We start from the raw sequence: 537 nt of genomic DNA, 5'->3' as shown, positions 1-537 counted from the left end.
TCACGTCTACTGCCTCGTCATGTTGCGCTCGTGGACGGCGATGGCGTCTTCCAAATTATCATAATATGTTAATTTTCCGTCTTCGAGAACTATTCCGGATTCGCAATAGTCCCGCAACGTGGAGGGGCTGTGGGAGACCATGATGACGTCGGAACCCTTGAGCCGCTCCTTGAAGACCTGCTGGGATTTTCGCTTGAAGTTGGTATCCCCCACCGCGGTGATTTCATCGACCAGGTAATAGTCGAACTTCACTCCCATGCTGACGCCGAAGGCAAGCCGCGCCTTCATGCCCGATGAATAGGTGCGGACGGGAGCTTTGTAAAAGGCGCCGAGCTCCGCGAAATCCGCTACATAGGCGACAAGCTCCTCCGTGTCGACGCCGTATATCCTGGCGACGAAACGCACGTTCTGCTCTCCGGAAAGATTGCCCTGGAAGCTGCCTGCGAAGCCGAGCGGCCAGGATATCTTGCCCTGGCGGATGACGCGTCCCTTGTCGAGCTCCAGAGTCCCGGCGATGATCTGCAGCAAGGTCGATTT

At 56.4% G+C, this 537-nt stretch carries 1 protein-coding gene; it reads right to left on the bottom strand.

Annotated features, from left to right (window positions below; all coding sequences use genetic code 11):
- Window positions 1-6: 6 nt before the first annotated feature.
- A partial coding sequence (locus ACMGE0_RS33675; protein ID WP_436820194.1) for an ABC transporter ATP-binding protein occupies window positions 7-537 on the bottom strand: 531 nt, incomplete at its 5' end.

The organism is Neorhizobium descurainiae (assembly GCF_051400715.1).
GTDB lineage: Bacteria > Pseudomonadota > Alphaproteobacteria > Rhizobiales > Rhizobiaceae > Neorhizobium.
The sequence above is the reverse complement of the archived record's forward strand: the minus strand, read 5'-3'. Positions and strand labels throughout refer to the sequence as shown.